Source organism: Polyangiaceae bacterium, from assembly GCA_020633235.1.
GTDB lineage: Bacteria > Myxococcota_A > Polyangia > Polyangiales > Polyangiaceae > JACKEA01.
In genome coordinates this window covers 221,869-238,003 of the sequence record JACKEA010000003.1, presented here as the reverse complement: position 1 = coordinate 238,003, position 16,135 = coordinate 221,869, and the positions used below count along the sequence as shown (strand labels likewise).

Sequence of the window (16,135 nt, the reverse complement as noted above, 5' to 3'; positions counted from 1 at the left end):
CCGCCTGCGTCGGATCTGCCGGACATCGTTCGGCTTTCGGGTTAATCTAGGGACCCCACCGCCTCCAAGCAGAAAGCCGCGTGAACCGACAGCTCGATCCCCACACCCTTCGTCTCGTGCCGCTCGGGGGATTGGGCGAGGTGGGGATGAACTGCCTCGCCATCGAGCAAAGCGACGGCATCCTGGTGGTGGACTGTGGCACCAGCTTCCCCCACGACGACCTGGGCGTGGACGTGTTGCACCCGGATTTCAGCTGGCTCGCCGAGAACGTGGAGCGGCTGCGGGGCGTGGTCATCACCCACGGCCACGAGGATCACATCGGCGCGCTGCCCTTCTTGCTCGACGAGCTCGACGTGCCGGTGTGGGGCCCTGCCCACGCGCTGGCGCTGGCCCGTCGTCGGCTGAAGGAGCGAGGCTTCGGCGAGGACGAGCTCCGCCTGCGCGAAGTGTCCGTCGGCACGCGCTTCGACGTGGGCCCCTTCCAGGTGGAGCCCATTCGCGTGTCGCACTCGATCATCGAAGCGACGGCGCTGGCCATTCGCACCAATGCCGGCATCGTGCTCCATACCGGGGACTTCCACATGGACCCGAGTCCGCCGGACGGCGAACCGACGGACGTGGCGCGTCTCGAGGCCCTTGGCGACGAGGGTGTGACGCTGCTCTTGAGCGACAGCACCAACATCGACGTGCCCGAGCGTTCGCCGATGTCCGAGCGGCACGTGGGCGAAACCTTGGCGCGGCTCGTCAGCGAAGCCCCGGCCCGGGCCTTCGTGGTGATGTTCGCCAGCAACGTGCAGCGGCTGCGGCTCCTCGGAGACATTGCGCAGAAGGCGGGACGCAAGATCAGCCTCTTCGGGCGCAGTCTGAACACGCAAGTCGAGATCGCCACGCGACTCGGTCACCTGCAGTGGCCGTCCAACCTGCTGGTCGCCGCGGAAGATGCGGAAAGCGTGCCGCGGGATCAGCTGCTGGTGCTGGCCGGGGGTAGTCAGGCGGAACCGAACTCCGCCATGCGCCGGCTGGCGTCGAACACCCACCAGCATCTCAAGATCGCCGATGGCGACTCGGTGTTTTTCTCCTCCCGGGTGATCCCAGGAAACGAGCGGGTCGCCTTCGACATGATGTGTGATCTGTTGCGCCTGGGCGCCCGGGTTCACACGCGAGTGACGGACCCTGGCGTCCACACCAGCGGGCACGCTTCGCGCTCCGAGCAGCGGAGGATGCTGGAGCTGATTCGCCCTCGGGCCTTCGTGCCGGTGCACGGGACGCTGCATCACCTGCTGCGCCACGCAGACCTCGCGCGCGAGCTCGGCGTCGATCAGGTGTTGGTCACTGAGAACGGCACGGCCGTGGCGTACGACGCCGAGCGCGGCCTGCGCCACGACGGCGGCTTTCCCCACGGCAAGGTGCCCATCGCCATGGGCGGCGAGCCGCTCAGCGCGGAAGTGCTCAAGCGTCGAGCGGATCTCGGCCGCGGCGGTGTCGCGGTGGTGAGCGTGGCGCTGGACGCCGACGAGCGCGCGGTGGCGCCACCCGCCGTCACCACCCGAGGCATTCCTGCCGTCGACGACGACCCTGCGGCGCTCCGCAGCGTCGCGCATCGCGTGGCGGAGACACTCGCGCGTCGCCGGCCCCGGCGCTTGGAGCTGGAAGAGGAGCTGCGCCGCGCCGCTCGCCGCGCGTTGGTGGAGCTTTCCGGTACCCGTCCGCAGATCGAGATCCTCATCGTTCGCGTGTGAGCCACGTTGGGCTACGCTGGGCGGCGATGCGTCGCTTCGTGTTTCTCGTCGTCCTGCTCGCCGCCGCCTGTGACCGCTCCCCCAGCGAGCCGCCGGGCCGCCCGAGCACCGTGGCTCGCGAGCCGGTCCGCCGCGCCCCTACCGTTCAGGACACGAGCTACCGGCTCCCGGGAGGCGACCGCATCGTGGCCTTCGGCGACGTCCACGGGGACGTTGGCGGCGTCCGCGCGGTGCTGCGCCTGGCCGGAGTGATCGACGACAAGGACGCGTGGATCGGCAAGAAGACGATCGTGGTGCAGACCGGCGACCAGCTCGATCGCGGAGACACCGAGCCCGAGGTGCTCGATCTGTTCGACGACCTGGCGAAGAAGGCCAAGGCGGCGGGCGGACGCTTCTACGCCTTGAACGGCAACCACGAGGTGATGAACGTCTCCGGTGATTTCCGCTACGTGACCGAAGATGGCTTCCTGGATTGGAAGGGCGTGAAGCCGACCTCCGCTCGGAGCGCCCAGAAGGTGGACACCTTCGCGGAGCTGATGCGCGGCCGCGCTGCGGCGTTCTTGCCGGGGGGGCCCGTGGCCGTGCGCTTGGCCCAGCATCCCGTGGCCATCGTCGTGGGGGAGACGGCCTTCGTTCACGGCGGCATCTTGCCGGGCCACGTGGAGTACGGCATCGCGCGCCTGAACCGCGAGACCTCGGAGTGGATGCAGGGCAAGAGGCCGCGCATGCCTGCGCTGCTCGCGAGCGAAGCGTCCCCCATCTGGAATCGCTCCTACTCCGAGGGCGAGCCTTCGGAGCGCAGCTGTCGCGCCCTCGAACGCGCGCTCGAGCTCTTGAAGGCCAAGCGCATGGTGGTCGGCCACACGGTCCAGAAACAAGGCATCACCAGCGCCTGCGGCGACAAGGTGTGGCGCATCGACGTGGGCCTCGCCAAGGTCTATGGTGGCAAACCGGCAGCCCTCGAGATCCGTGGCGCCGCCGTGAAAGCGCTCACCGAGAAATCCTCCACGGCGCCCCCTGTCGCCGCGGAGTGACTATCCCGAGTAGGCCTCGTCCTGCTCGATGCGGGAAAGCACCCAGTCGAACTCCCCGCTGGTCACCTTCACCTGACAGTACTTGCAGTTGCCGGCCATCCCGATCTCGAGCGGGGCTCCGCAACCGGGGCAGTTCGCGTTGCCCTTTGCGGCTCCTTTTCGCGAGCTGCCGCGGATCAGGGTCCAGTATTCGGAGTACGTTCGCGCCCGCGAGCGGCTGCCGCTCAGCACCTTGCCGTCGTCGGAGATGGTGTAGTCGAGCCCGGTCGCGAAAACGCGCACCGTCACGGCGTCATAGTGGGCGTCGCTCAGCACGTTCGCCAGATCGATGCGCAGAATGCGAGCGTTCTCCGTCACGTTGCGGCAGCGCTGCTGTACGTACAAGTCGATCCAATAGACCATCGATTGGAACAGGTTGTCCGACACGAATGGGCGAATGCGTGCGGTGTCGCGTCCCGACCACGCCGCCTGGAGCTCGTCGAACACGTAGGCGATGCGCGCCTGCAGAGCGTCCCAGGTCAGCGCGGGGTCTCGCTGCTGGATCTGCGCGAAGCGTGGCTGGGCTCGAGGATCCGCGATGGTGGGCAGCTCTGTTCCCTGTTCGGGGACGTTTTCGGTCAGCAGCGGACCACGGGGCTCTCGCGTGAGGGTGTCGAAGCGCGCGACCATCCAGTCGAAGCGCCCGTAGCCGACGTCTTGGCCGCAATAGCTGCACTGGGTGCCGCGGACCGCTTCGAGCGGAGCGCCGCAGTTCGGACAGTCCAGCGTGCGCGCCCGCGCGAAGGGTCGGGATTTGGCGCTGCTCGCCCGCTCTAGCCGCATGCGGTCCACGACGTAGTACCGCCGCTCCCCACCCGCGCGCGGTGCTTCCACGTAGTTGGCCTCGATCTGGAGCTCCACCGCCAGCGTCGCGCCGCCGAGGCCCGAGAAGTGCACCGTCTTCATCGCGCCGATCACGATGCCGCGCACGTCGCCGAGTGCCGGATCGGGCAGCTTGTGCGCCAGGCCGGGCGAGAGATAGGCGGCGATGGACGCCGTGCCGGTTGCCCGCGAGCGCTGCAACGCTGCGTACAGTAGGTAGGCGAAATCCTCGAACAGGACGACGGAGAACCCAGGGTCGGCGCTGCGGATCCGATCGAGCTGCGAGCGCGGCACGGTCGCCGAGTGCTGGATCGTCGGTACCGCCGCCACCTGTGCCGGCGTGGTGGTCGTGGCCCAGCCCTGCAACTTGGAGCCCGCCAGCTTGCGAACGATGGCCACTACGATCACCACCAGCACGACCGGAATGCCGATCGACGGGTGCTCGATCACCAGCCAGATCAGGAGCTCCACCAGGGCGCCGCCCCCGCCGCCCCCGCCGTCGCCGCCCCCGCCGTGCGACCCGCCGGAGAACGTCTGGCCGCCGCCGGGGCGCGCCAGCGCCACGGCGGCGGCGAAGAGCAGCGCGGCGCCAACCGCGACGGCGACGCGGCGCGACCGTTTGGAGCGCGCCGTCACTGGACCTCGTCGGGAAGCTCGTTCACGTCGTCTTCCGCGTGGGGCATCGCTTCGCCCAGCACCGGCCCCAAACTCTCCAGTGCGTTGACGAACGCGTCGAAGTTCCGCTCCCGCACCGCGCTCTGCATCGCGCCGACCCCGGCTTCGAAGCCCTGCCCGAGGGCGGTGAGGTCGATGCCGACGTCCGTCAGCACGACACACGTGCGTTCGAACGTGGACACGAACACGAGGATTCCGTTTCTACCGCTGGTCTTCGAGATCCTGAGATCGAAGAACGCCGCCCGAGCGGCCGTGGCCACGTTTTTTTGCAGCGTGGACGACGGCGTGAGCGCGCGCGACAGCGCCTCGACGTTGCGACAGAGCAGCAGGCCGAGCAAGAACGCGACGACGGCGTCGAGCGCCATCGCGCCGATGCTGAACACCTGCGGTGCGACGAGCATGTACGTCGTGACCACCGCCGCAGTCCCGAAGCCGAAGTAGTGGGCGGCCATGCGGTAGTCGCCCGAGCGACGGCGCACGGCAACGACGACCTCAGCCGAGGTCCGAGCCTCGACCGCCTTGACGGCAGCGGCGGCTCGCTCTTTTGCCTCGTCCTGGTAGAAAGCCGCCTCGCGCATTTCCGCGCCGGACTCTACTCCCATGGCGCGTGCTCGTCGAAGCTTCGGGTGCTTGTCGAGCCGCCGCGGAACCTCGAGGCCGCGCCGTTCTCGTGAGCAGGGTCGATGCTCGACACTCCGCGGCGCTGGCCGTGGCCGCGGAGTGTCGGCTCTGTCAGGTCCGAGCTGGGCTCTTCACGCCGTCGGTGGTGCTTCGCTGCGGAAGATCTCGATCTGCGTCACGACCTGATCTTCGTTGGGACGATCGCCGCGGCCGCGGGGCACGTTGGCGATGCGCCCGACCACGTCTTGGCCGGCAATCACATGGCCGAACACGCTGTGCTTGCCGTTCAGGTGCGGCGTGGGGCCTTCCGTGATGAAGAACTGCGCGCCGTTGGTGCCGGGACCGGAGTTCGCCATGGACAAGATTCCCGGACGGTCGTGACGGAGCTCGGGGTGGAACTCGTCCTGGAAGCGATAGCCGGGGTTGCCTCGGCCCCACTGGGACACGGCCGAGTCGTCGGTGTAGCGGGTCATGGGATCGCCGCACTGGACCATGAATCCCGGGATCACGCGGTGGAAGCGCACGCCGGAGTACAGCGGCTGGCCCTGCATGCTCTGCCCCGTCTTGGGATCTTTCCAGTCGATGGTGCCGGTCGCGAGACCCACGAAGTTCTTCACGGTCTCCGGTGCGCGCTGCTCCTCGAGCGCCACCACGATGGGACCTTGGGTGGTGTGCAGCCGAGCGTAGAGCTGACCGCTGCCGGCAACCTGGATGGGGGGGAATTCGGGCATTCGTCGTCTCCGTAGTTTCGTTGGGCCGCGAGCGGCCGGAGCCAGCCATACACCAGTGAGCCCGCTGCCGGCACCCGCGGTCGCGACGCGACGGGGATCGCGCCGGACCAACAAAATCATCAGGCATTGACGCGTTGCGGCGTCTGCCCCAGGAATCCGGGCGAGGAGCCCACTCATGGATTCGCTGCTGGCGGCTCGCCTGCAGATGGCGATCTCGCTCGGGTTTCACATTCTGTTCGCCGTCGCCGGCATGGCCATGCCGCTGTTCATGGTCATCGCCGAGGCGCGCTACCTGCGTACGGGCGATACGGCGTATCGCGACTTGGCCAAGCGCTGGGCCAAGGGCACGGCGATCCTGTTCGCCGTGGGGGCGGTGAGTGGCACGGTGCTGAGCTTCGAGCTCGGGCTCCTGTGGCCGCGCTTCATGGCAAAGGCGGGTCCGCTCATTGGCATGCCCTTCAGCATGGAGGGCTTCGCGTTCTTCCTCGAGGCCATCGCCCTCGGCATCTACCTGTACGGGTGGGAGCGGGTGTCGCCGAAGGTCCACCTCGCGAGCGGTGGCGTGGTGGCGCTCTCCGGGCTCGTGAGCGGCGTGTTCGTGGTGGCGGTGAACGCCTGGATGAACACGCCGCGCGGGTTTCGGCTGACGGAGACCGGCGCCATCACCGACGTGGATCTATGGCAGGCTTTCTTCACGCCGGCGTTTCCCACGCAGGCCACGCACATGGCGTTGGCGGCCTACAGCAGCGTGGGCTTCGCGGTGCTCGGCATCCATGCCTATCGCCTGCTTCGGGATCCGGGATCGAGCTTTCATCGCAGCGCACTTCGCGTGGTGCTGCCGGTGGTGCTGATCTCGGCGCCGCTCCAGGTCGTGAGCGGAGACTTCTCTGCCAAGCACATCGCGGCGCACCAGCCGGCGAAGCTCGCCGCCGCGGAGGCGCTGTTTCACACCGAGCGCGGGGCGCCGCTCTTGGTGGGCGGCATTCCGGATCCGGAAAGGGAAGAGGTGAGCCTCGCCCTTCGGCTGCCCCGCATGCTGAGCGTGATGGCCAAAGGGGATCCGAACGCGGAAGTGTCCGGCCTCGATCGCGTGCCGCGCGAAGACTGGGCACCGGTGACGTTCACGCACCTCTCGTTTCAGGTGATGGTGGCGTCGGGGTTCGCCATGCTGGGCGTGGCGCTGTGGGGAGGGCTCTTGCTGCTGCGGAAGAAGGCCCTGCCCGAGCAGCGCAGGTTCTTGTGGGCGGCCACCCTCGCGGCGCCCCTCGGGCTCCTGGCGGTGGAAGCCGGCTGGATGGTGACGGAGGTCGGGCGCCAGCCCTGGATCATCCACGGGGTCATGCGCACGAAGGACGCAGTGACGCCGATGCCCAACGTGCAGATCTCGCTCTTGGTCACCTGCCTCGTGTACCTGGTCTTGGGAACGGTGGTGGCGCTCTTGCTGCGCCGCTACGTGGCGGGCAGCTCGTGACGCCGTGGGCAGAGGTGCTGTGGGCCGCGATGGGCCTGGGCCTTTCGGTGTACGCCGTCACCGGTGGCGCGGATCTGGGTGCCGGCCTATGGAGCTTGCTGGCGCGGGGTCCCCGCAAGGCAGCGCAGCGCAAGGCCGTGCAGGACGCCATCGCCCCCATCTGGGAGGCGAACCACGTGTGGTTGATCTTCGTGATCGTCGTGATGTTCTCGGCGTTCTCCCGCGCCTTTGCCATCATCAGCATTGCGCTGCACGTACCCATCGCTCTGGCGCTGCTCGGCATCGTGCTCCGCGGCGCGGCCTACACCTTCAACGCCTACGGCGTCGGTGACCAGCGCGTCGGCTGGGAGCGGGTGTTCGCCTGGGCCAGCCTGGTCACGCCGGTGCTGCTGGGCACCGTGGTGGGGGCGGTGTCCAGCGGAGACATTCGCGTCGTGGAGGGCGAGGTGACGACCGGATACTTCGCGGGTTGGACCTCCCCCTTCGCCCTGTGCGTGGGCGCGTTTTCGCTCGCGCTCTTCGCACTGTTGTCGTCGGTGTACCTGGCGGCGGAGTCGGAAGGAGATGTGGCGGAGGACTTTCGACGGCGAGCGCTGTGGATGGAGGGCATCGCCGGGGCGCTGGCGTTGGTCACGTTCCTCATGGCCCGAGGCCACGCGCCCGGCCTGTTCGACAACCTCGCGCGCTCGCCCTTCACCTGGCCCATTCAGATCGCCACGGCCGTCGCGGCCCTCGCTGCGACGGCCCTGCTATGGACGCGCCGGCTCGGCTGGGCGCGCTATTTGGCGGCGGTGCAGGTCGGGCTCGTCGTCGTGGGCTGGGGGCTCGCGATGCGCGGGCACTTCGTGCTGCCCGACGTGACGCTCGCCGAGGCGAGCCCCAATCCCGAGGTCATGCCGGCCTTGTGCCTGGCCCTCGGCATCGGCTCCCTGCTGCTCGTCCCGGCGCTCGTCTACCTGTACCGCGTGTTCAAGTCGTCTTCGGGGAGAGCGCGGCGTTCTTGAGGCTGGTCAGCAGATCGATGGGCAGCGGAAACACCACCGTGGTGTTCTGCTCCACGCCGATCTCCACCAACGTTTGCAGGTAGCGCAGCTGGACCGCAGCCGGATGCCGCTCGAGCACGGCGGCAGCCTCTTGCAAGCGCTGCGCCGCCTGGAATTCGCCCTCGGCGGCGATGATCTTGGCACGGCGTTCGCGTTCGGCTTCGGCCTGCTTGGCCATGGCGCGGCGCATCACTTCCGGCAGCTCGATGTCCTTGATCTCCACCGCGGTGACCTTCACGCCCCAGGCGTCCGTGGCCTTGTCGATGATGGCCTGCAGCGCTTGGCCGATCTTCTCCCGTTCCGCCAGGATCTCGTCCAGCTCGTGCTGTCCCAAGATGTTCCGTAGCGTGGTCTGGGCGTAGAGCGACGTGGCCGACACGTAGTTGGCGATCTTCACCACGGCGTCCGTGGCAGCGAAGACGTGGAAGTAGATCACGGCGTTGACGCGGATGGTGACGTTGTCCTTGCTGATCACCTCCTGGGGTGGGACGTCCAAGGTCACGGTACGCATGTCGACCTTCAGCAGACGGTCCACGACCGGAATGATCATGCGCAAGCCCGGGTTCTTCACGTTGGCAGGGCTCACGCGCCCGAAACGAAACAGCACCCCGCGCTCGTACTCACGGATGACTCGGAGTGATGCGCTGAGCACGATGACCGCGAAAAACAGCACCCCCAGCGCGACAAACACAGTGATTCCAACCAGCTCCGGCATCCGAAGCCTCCCTTCTCGGGATTCAACGTTGGAGCAAGTCCACACCCGGGCAAGACCTGCGGTTCCGATTTCGATGTCGAATTCCGCGCCTGCGAAACGCGAGGCGCAACGTGCACGGCTCGGCGCTTGGGTCTACAATCCTGGCGAGAGGAGGGAGGAATGAGACGACACGAGGGAACGCAATGACACGGCGTGCCCGAGCGCCGTGGGAGCCGGCGGATCCGATCCGCTTCGTGGTCGTGGAAGTCGCCGCAGACTTTCCCGATCTGGTTGCCAGCGGTGGTGTGGAAGCCGAGACGGAAGTGGTGCAACAGACGGTGGGCGACGAGCGTCCAGCGGAAATCGCGCTCCGGGCCGTGCGTCGCCTCGCCACGATTGAGCGCACCGGGCGCCGCGTGTCGCTCGCCATCCTGGCGGTGTCGAGGAACGACAGCCGTTCGGTGTGGTCCACGCGGGAGCTGATCGCACGCACCGTCATCCGACACATGCACGAGGGCGGAGGTGGGCGCCTGCTGTTCTCCTGTCACGGCGGCGTGGACGAAGAGCTGCGCAGCCGTTTGCTGGAGCTCGGTCACGACCTGGTATCGGAGCTCGAGTCCGCCAATGTCACGTGCGTCGTGCACTTCTCGGGGGAGGCCGGCACGGAAGCCGACGCGCCCGCCAAGAGCGGCGTGCGCGTGGCCGTTCGTGCTTCCGTGGATGACGACGAGCGAGAAGTCGGCTGATCAGCCGCCGCACGCTTGCGCGGCGGGCATGCACTGGGCAGCGCTGATGAGCGAGCTGCCGCTGGCCGCGACACTGCGGCACTTGTAGCCATCGGGGCAGCCGCTGTCGTCCGTGCAGGCCACGCCGCACACGGAGTTGGTCGGCGAGATCTTCACGCACAGGTTGTCGGCGCCCGGGCACTGGCTGTTGCCGGAGCACGCGCCGCACAGCGTGCCGACGTCCGCGTAGGGCGAAATCCGCGGGTTGTCGCTCAGGCCGTGCACCCCGTAAATCACGTCCCAGCTGCGCCCCTTGTTCATGTCCGCCAGCAGGTGGTCGTAGCTCACGGGCACGTGGGTGTCGGAAACCCGGCGCGTGAAGCCGCCGAGCAAGTCGGTGGTGATGCGGGTCATCTCGCTCAGCCAAGAGAAGTTCACCGTGGTGATCACGTCCAGGTTCGCCGTCGTCTTCTTGGGGTTCGCGTACAGCGAGTCCGCGTAGGTCGTGTACGTCTTGCAGCCGTTGAAGAAGAACAGCTGGTACTTGTCCGGCATGTCCAGCGTGGCGAAGTCGTCCGCAGGGATCGCCCAGCGCGGGTTGTAGTGGACGACCACGCCGCTGTAGGAGGCGTCATACCCGGCGTGGCCGTCGTAGATCACGATGTCCCGCGTGGAAGCGGAGGCCTTGTACGCGTCGATCAGCCCTTGGTATCCAACGCCGGGCTCCTGCGCCATGTCCGGGTGGAGCAAGTACACTTCGAGCTTTACCGGCGTGCCGTTGGCGTCCAGCGTTCCGGTGAACGGGCCGCTGTCGAGCTTGAGCTCCTCGAAGCTCTGGACGGGCGCCGTGAGGTGCAGATCCGACTGCAGCCGGGCGAAGATGTCCTTGGCCGTCTGCAGGTCGTAGCGTGCGGCGTTGTAGTCGCCGCCCACGTGGATGGCGACGTCCAACACTCCGTCGGCGAACCACGAGGCGTAGTCCGGGTAGGCGTCGGGCTCCATCGGCTTGGGCTCGATGTCCACGTCCAGGTAGCTGATCTGCGAGGCGTCGTACTTGGAGGGATCGAAGTGAGAATACTTGCTGGAGTAGCTTCCGGACTCGATCTCCGCGGTGGTCAGGATCGGCAGCGCCAGCTTGAAGGTGATGCCGTTGGCCTCCAGGGGCAGCTGCTTCAGGAGGTCCTTGGGTCCGCCCACCTCGGCGGAGAACAAGAAGTCGTAGGTGCCGGGCTCGTTCGAGCGCTCGGAGATGTCGAGGGACTCGAAGGTCTGCTGGCGCACGGTGGTGCGGAAGCCGCCGTAGCCGTAGTTCGAGTCCTCGTGCTCCTTCGAGGCCATGTACTCGTAGATGAAGAACGAGAGCGCCTTGAACTTGAGCTTCACGAGCTCTTCCGCCGCCGCGGCCCGCTCCGCCCCACTGAGCTGCTGATCCGCGTCCGACAGCGTCACCGAGTCGATCGCGAGCAGCGCGTACTCCTGGCCCGTGGTGCTGCGGTAGTCGTCCGCCTTGCCGGGGGGTACGTAGTCGTAGGGCGCGTCCCCGGTGCTTCCGCTGCCGCCCGGCGTGGTGTCCGCCGAAGAGCACGCCACCGTGGACGCGCAGAGCGCGCCCGCCATCAGCCCGAAACGCGAGAACCACCGCAATGAAGCTGCCAACATCGAACGCCTCCCGAGGTGTGCCGAGGTATGTCGAACACCTACATCGTCACCCTTACTTATGCAAGGGTAACCGCACGTTTTAATGTCAGCAGAATATTGTCGGGGCGCCGCGGAACCTCACTCTTAGGCCGCAGGCGCGGTGCACACGTCGCGAGGGTGATCCGCAGGGCAGCCCGTGAGCGGCGCGATGTCCGTGTGCGGCTCGCAGGTTTCCGACTCCCCACAGTCCGCATTGGAATCGCAAACGGGCGCGTCAACGCACAGGTATCGTGCGCCTTCCGGCCAGCAGGTCTGACCTTCTGGGCAGTCGTCATCGCAGTGGCATTGGACGGGGGCGCACACTTTCTGGTCCGCGTCACACGCACCGTGGGGCCGGCACACCAGCCCGCACTCCTCGCTATGCGTGCACTCCGTGACGGACGCATCGGGCTCCACACAGGACGGTTTCTGAAGTGAGAGCCCCCCTCGTTCCGGCACCAGAGTCCGTCCGGGCAGTCGGCGTCGCAGCTGCACAGGCGCGGCTCGCAAGACGTCCGGACGCCCTGTTTGCCAACGGTTTCGTCGCGGAGCCTGCACGTGGAGACCGACGCGCAGTCCGCGTCGCTATTCCCACGCCACTCGACCAGTCACCGACGTCGGGCATGGCGATGCGTGCATTCCCACCGCGGCCTTCCGTCCTCCCTGCGACAATCCTCGTCCCGCAGTGAGCTTCGTCAAGTGGTGAGCGGCAGCGACCAGTTCCGTCGCAGGTGCCCGGGATCTCGGAGCCCACACTCTCCCACTCGTTTGTGCCCGCGCAGGGTTTGTGTTGGCCAGCGCCAGGCCGGACGGGTGTCTTCGGAACAACCACGAGGGGAAGACCCGGGGGTTCCGATGTTGCACGCACGCACGCACGCACGCACGCACGCACGCACGCACGCACGCACGCACGCGCGCACGGCTCATGATTCCTCTTGGCTGCGGCTCCATCCGGGCAGGCCGCGTTCAGCTGAAATCACGGCGAAAAGGAGTCATCTTCTCCGATGCCTCGCGCAGCAACTGCACCCTGCGCTTCTCCGCCACGCCGTTCGAGCTCGGCACCGAGAGTGCTACGCTGATGCGGACCGACTCCGGCGTCCTGACGGGACCGCCGCTGGTCGACCGGAGCGGCTACCGGCTCGTCACTCGAGCCGGCGACTCCATCGTCAGTCTCCGCTTCCCCAGCCTGGTCGACCAATCCGGAGTTCCCCCCCAAGTGGAACAATGTCTGTGAAACGCCTCGCCAAACTCGCCGCGCGCGGAGCGGGGGCCAGCCTGGCCCTCGCTCTGGCCGTGGTCGCGCTGCGCGGCTGCTCCTCCGGTGAGGACGATGCCGCAGAGCCGACAGACGCTGGCGCGGAGGAGACCAGCCTCGACGCGCCGGCGGAGGCAAAGCCGTCCGACGCGCCGGTCAGCGATGGCTTCGCGGGTAGCGGCGGCAGCGACGGGAACGTGGACTGTCCCGGCCCCATCCCCGACGACGTCCCCACGGGCTGGGTCAAGGTCCCTGTCGCCGCCTGCTGGTACGACCTGTACGGGCCCCCGGATGCCTCGCTGCTGCCCAAGGGCCTGAAGTGGCAGGAGTGCTCCGACCTCGGCCCCAGCACCTACACCTGCCGCGAGCTCGTCGTCGACTGGCAGGACGAGGCCGGCACTCCCGTCGGCGGCATCCCCTACGCCACTGTCCTGCCGAACGGCGAGGTCTTGCTCCAAGTGCGCAAGCTGTTGACCCGCTTCCTCGGCGGCATGAAGCAGGCCGCCGCCTTCGACCTCATCGTCGAAGCCGATGGTCCCGTCCGACAGGCCTTCTACTCCTCTTGGAACAGCTACCAGTATCCTGCGTTCGTCCTGATTCGCACCGGTATCTCGGCGACAACCACTGGTTGGCAGATACTGCAGAACCAAGTGGGCAAAACGGTCGGCAACTTGGTGCTTGGCGGCAAAAACGACGCACTCACACTGCCCGTACTCCACGCGTTCAACGAAGGCGATCTTTCCTCGGGTGCGCTGCGCCCCGGCTCTGCGTTCTACGCCCTGAGCGGCTCCCACCTCGATGTCTACCGCTGGGACGGCGAGCACGTCGGCATGATCTACCAGGGGCTGGACATCTCCAATCCCATCTGGATCGGCGATACCCTGCTCTGGAGCGCACAGTCCACCGCCATCAGTCAGATCTGGACCTGGACCGAGAAGGACGGCGCCCACGAGCTCATCAGCTTCGGCAACGACCTCACTCGCGGCGTGGCCAACGCCTTCACCGATGGCACCGACCTCGTCTGGCTCCAGGGCGAGGACCGGACCGGCCCGGAGGGCTTCTACCCCACGCGCTCCGTCATGAGCGCGAAGTTCTCATCCGACCCTGGCGCCATCAAGCCCGTCCGCCTCCGGTCCTGGCCCGATCCCAGCGTGTGGGGTGGGTACACGCCCGACGCGGTCGGCTGCGGCTACGCCGCCCTCGCCTACAACCCTGCGGTCATGAACGAGAAGCTCATGATCGTCCGTCTCGCTGACGGCGTCTCCTGGATCCTGGACAGCCCCCCCGACCGCCACTGGACCTGGGGCAAGCCCGTCGCCGTCACCTGCGACGAGGTCTTCACCACCTGGGGAAAGCCGTCCATCACCAACCTCCGCCGCATCCGCCTGAGCTCCCTCGGGCCAGGCATACCTCCGGACTAGGACTAGGACTAGGACTAGGGGCGAGCAACCAAGACCAATCGCGCCCTATCGGGCGCCAAGAAAAGGGAGTGGGCAATGAACAGGACGCATGTGGCGTGCGCGTACGGAGTAGTTTGTCTGGCGGCCGGGCTGGTTCCTGCCTGCGACGCGCAGGATGTGGCCAGCGGCACCGGCAACGACAACCTGTATCAGGGCCAACCAACCGGCATGCCGGAGCTCATGGCAGTCGGCGTTTTCAATGATGCCGGTGGGAGCGAGTGTACCGCCACCTATATCGGAAATCGCACGATTCTCTTCGCCGCACATTGCTTCTCGCTAACGTGTTCGCACAGGCGCAGTTCCTGGACGACGTGAACACAATCGTTCGCATACGCCTGGACTCCCTCGGGCCGGGGACGCCGCCGAGCTGACCCAGGTCGAGGGCGCGGAACCGCGAGGTTCCGCGGCGGCCCGACAAACTCTCAGGAAAGACCGACGATCTCGCCGTCGACCACGTCGATGCCCTCCGCGGAGGGCTTTCGGGGCAGGCCGGGCATGCGCAGGATGTCGCCGGTGAGCACCACCAAGAAGCCGGCGCCAGCGTTGATCTGGATGCGGCGCACGGTGACCTCGAAGTCCTTGGGGCGCCCCCGGAGCTTGGGGTCGTCGGACAGCGAGCTCTGGGTCTTGGCGATGCACACCGGCAGCTCCGCGTAGCCGAGGCGCTCGACGTCAGCGAGGTCCTTCAAGGCGTCCTTGGTGAGACGCACGTCGCGAGCGCCGTACATCTTCTGTGCCACGGTGCGGATCTTGTCGACCACCGGTAGCTTCCAGTCGTACAGCGGACGGAACGGACGCGGAGTCTTTTCCGCGTGGGCAACGACAGTACGCGCGAGCTCGAGCGCACCCTCGCCACCGCGGGCGTGATGATCACTGACCGCGAAGGGAACTCCGAGACTCTGACAGTGCGCGCGCACGATCTCGATCTCGGCGTCCGTGTCGGCGCCAAAGCGGTTCAACGCGACGACCGGCACCTCGCCGAAGCAGCGGATGTTCTCGATGTGCTTGGTCAGGTTGGGGAGCCCGCTCCGTACGGCGCCCGGGTCCACCTCGGCGAGGTCACTCAGCTTGCGCCCGCCGTGCATCTTGAGCGCGCGGATGGTGGCCACCAGCACTACCGCGGCGGTATCCAGCCCGGCGCTCACGCACTTGATGTCGAAGAACTTCTCGGCCCCCAGATCGAAGCCGAAGCCGGCCTCGGTGATGGCCCAATCCGAAAGATGCAGCGCCATGCGCGTGGCCAGCACGCTGTTGCAGCCGTGGGCGATGTTGGCGAAGGGGCCGCCGTGGATCAGGGCCGGTGTGCCTTCCAGGGTTTGCACCAGGTTGGGCATCAGCGCGTCCCGAAGCAGCGCCAGCATTGCCCCCGTGGCGCCGAGCTCCTTGGCCAGCACTGGCTGCCCGTCCGAGCCAAAGGCAACCAGGGTGCGGTCGAGTCGCACGCGGAGGTCGTCGAGGCTGCTGCTGAGGCAGAGCATCGCCATCACCTCGCTGGCGGCGGTGATGTCGAAGCCAGTCTCGCGAGGTACGCCCTGCATCACGCCGCCGAGCCCGATGATCACGTTGCGGAGCGCGCGGTCGTTCATGTCGATGACTCGACGCCACAGCACCCGCTGCGGATGGATGGAGACGCCGGAGCCGAAATGGATGTGGTTGTCCAGCAAGGCGGCGAGCAGATTGTGCGCCGCGGTGACGGCGTGGAAGTCTCCGGTGAAGTGCAGGTTGATGGACTCCATCGGGATCACCTGGCTCTTGCCGCCGCCGGTGGCCCCACCCTTGATGCCCATGCACGGCCCCAGGGACGGTTCGCGCAACGCGAGACAGGTGGAGTGGCCCAGCCGCGACAACGCTTGGCCGAGGCCGATGGTGGTGGTGGTCTTGCCTTCACCCGCGGGCGTGGGCGTGATGGCGCTGACCAGGATCAGTCGCGGTGGGTTGTCGCGTTTCCGCGTGCGCTCCAAGACGGAGAGCTGAACCTTGGCCTTGTCGCGGCCGTAGGGCAGGAGGTCGTCTGCTCCGAGCCCGAGATCCCCCGCCACCTCGGCGATGGGACGCGGGCTGACCTGATGGGCGATCTCGACGTCCGTGGGCATGGCCACGCTTGTAGCCGCAACCGGGAGCTGCCAACCAGAGGTTGGCGTTTGCGACG

The 16,135-nt window shown here is 67.4% G+C and carries 13 protein-coding genes; 7 read left to right on the top strand and 6 right to left on the bottom strand.

The window, feature by feature from the left end; translation table 11 throughout:
- Positions 1-146 precede the first annotated feature (146 nt).
- Both H6717_17880 and H6717_17875 read left to right on the top strand, forming a co-directional pair.
- Positions 147-1,739, top strand: a complete 1,593-nt coding sequence (locus H6717_17880) for a ribonuclease J (GenBank protein MCB9578903.1) — start codon at positions 147-149, stop codon at positions 1,737-1,739.
- Positions 1,740-1,765: 26 nt separating this feature from the next.
- A complete protein-coding gene (locus tag H6717_17875) occupies positions 1,766-2,773 on the top strand; it encodes a metallophosphoesterase (GenBank protein MCB9578902.1) in 1,008 nt (335 codons plus the stop codon).
- Here H6717_17875 and H6717_17870 read toward each other — a convergent pair whose 3' ends face one another.
- From H6717_17870 to H6717_17860, 3 genes are all read right to left on the bottom strand, one after another.
- The gene (locus H6717_17870; protein ID MCB9578901.1) at positions 2,774-4,270 is read right to left on the bottom strand and encodes a Tim44 domain-containing protein; all 1,497 of its coding nucleotides are present in this window, start codon (positions 4,268-4,270) and stop codon (positions 2,774-2,776) included.
- Positions 4,267-4,911: a hypothetical protein gene (locus H6717_17865; protein ID MCB9578900.1), complete on the bottom strand. Its 645-nt coding sequence runs from the start codon at positions 4,909-4,911 to the stop codon at positions 4,267-4,269. The genes H6717_17870 and H6717_17865 overlap by 4 nt, the downstream gene beginning before the upstream one ends.
- Before the next feature lie 150 nt (positions 4,912-5,061).
- Positions 5,062-5,661, bottom strand: coding sequence for a peptidylprolyl isomerase (locus H6717_17860; GenBank protein MCB9578899.1), 600 nt, complete (start codon positions 5,659-5,661; stop codon positions 5,062-5,064).
- A gap of 175 nt (positions 5,662-5,836) precedes the next feature.
- On the opposite strand from H6717_17860, the gene H6717_17855 reads away from it, so the two are divergent.
- A complete protein-coding gene (locus H6717_17855) occupies positions 5,837-7,132 on the top strand; it encodes a cytochrome ubiquinol oxidase subunit I (protein MCB9578898.1) in 1,296 nt (431 codons plus the stop codon).
- Positions 7,133-7,161: 29 nt separating this feature from the next.
- On the top strand, positions 7,162-8,136 hold the full coding sequence (locus H6717_17850) for a cytochrome d ubiquinol oxidase subunit II (protein MCB9578897.1): 975 nt from the start codon (positions 7,162-7,164) through the stop codon (positions 8,134-8,136).
- Here the strand turns inward: H6717_17850 and H6717_17845 are convergent.
- A complete protein-coding gene (locus tag H6717_17845) occupies positions 8,102-8,890 on the bottom strand; it encodes a slipin family protein (GenBank protein MCB9578896.1) in 789 nt (262 codons plus the stop codon). The two genes, H6717_17850 and H6717_17845, sit on opposite strands and share 35 nt — an antisense overlap.
- Before the next feature lie 182 nt (positions 8,891-9,072).
- Between H6717_17845 and H6717_17840 the strand changes: the two genes are divergently transcribed.
- The gene (locus tag H6717_17840; protein MCB9578895.1) at positions 9,073-9,615 is read left to right on the top strand and encodes a hypothetical protein; all 543 of its coding nucleotides are present in this window, start codon (positions 9,073-9,075) and stop codon (positions 9,613-9,615) included.
- Here the strand turns inward: H6717_17840 and H6717_17835 are convergent, their stop codons facing one another.
- Positions 9,616-11,253 carry a hypothetical protein gene (locus H6717_17835; GenBank protein MCB9578894.1) on the bottom strand — a complete coding sequence of 546 codons (1,638 nt, stop codon included), beginning with the start codon at positions 11,251-11,253 and terminating at the stop codon, positions 9,616-9,618.
- Positions 11,254-12,196: 943 nt separating this feature from the next.
- Between H6717_17835 and H6717_17830 the strand changes: the two genes are divergently transcribed.
- Positions 12,197-12,505, top strand: coding sequence for a hypothetical protein (locus H6717_17830; protein ID MCB9578893.1), 309 nt, complete (start codon positions 12,197-12,199; stop codon positions 12,503-12,505).
- Positions 12,502-13,947: a hypothetical protein gene (locus H6717_17825; GenBank protein ID MCB9578892.1), complete on the top strand. Its 1,446-nt coding sequence runs from the start codon at positions 12,502-12,504 to the stop codon at positions 13,945-13,947. Before H6717_17830 ends, H6717_17825 begins: the two co-directional genes overlap by 4 nt.
- 461 nt (positions 13,948-14,408) lie before the next feature.
- Here H6717_17825 and H6717_17820 read toward each other — a convergent pair whose 3' ends face one another.
- On the bottom strand, positions 14,409-16,079 hold the full coding sequence (locus H6717_17820; protein MCB9578891.1) for a formate--tetrahydrofolate ligase: 1,671 nt from the start codon (positions 16,077-16,079) through the stop codon (positions 14,409-14,411).
- Positions 16,080-16,135 lie beyond the last annotated feature (56 nt).